Below are 273 nucleotides of genomic sequence, written 5' to 3'. Positions count from 1 at the left end.
CTCAGAAGTGAAACGCCGTAGCGCCGATGGTAGTGTGGGGTCTCCCCATGCGAGAGTAGGGAACTGCCAGGCATCAAATTTAGTGTGCTGATATGGCTCAGTTGGTAGAGCGCACCCTTGGTAAGGGTGAGGTCCCCAGTTCGACTCTGGGTATCAGCACCAGTTTTTCGGGTTAAAGTTTGGCACTTAGTAAAGAATTTGCCTGGCGGCTGTAGCGCGGTGGTCCCACCTGACCCCATGCCGAACTCAGAAGTGAAACGCCGTAGCGCCGAT

1 tRNA gene and 1 rRNA gene are annotated in these 273 nt (G+C 54.9%); both read left to right on the top strand.

The features are described 5' to 3' along the window. Positions 1-86 precede the first annotated feature (86 nt). Positions 87-162: transfer RNA gene (locus tag OGY19_RS00530), tRNA-Thr, on the top strand. A 39-nt stretch (positions 163-201) separates the two neighbouring features. Next, positions 202-273: ribosomal RNA gene (gene rrf / locus OGY19_RS00525) — 5S ribosomal RNA — on the top strand; the annotation flags it as partial.

The sequence above is a fragment of the Citrobacter sp. Cy070 genome, from assembly GCF_030332245.1.
GTDB lineage: Bacteria > Pseudomonadota > Gammaproteobacteria > Enterobacterales > Enterobacteriaceae > Citrobacter > Citrobacter youngae.
Note: the sequence above shows the minus strand (reverse complement) of the source record. Positions and strands in the feature narration are given on the sequence as shown.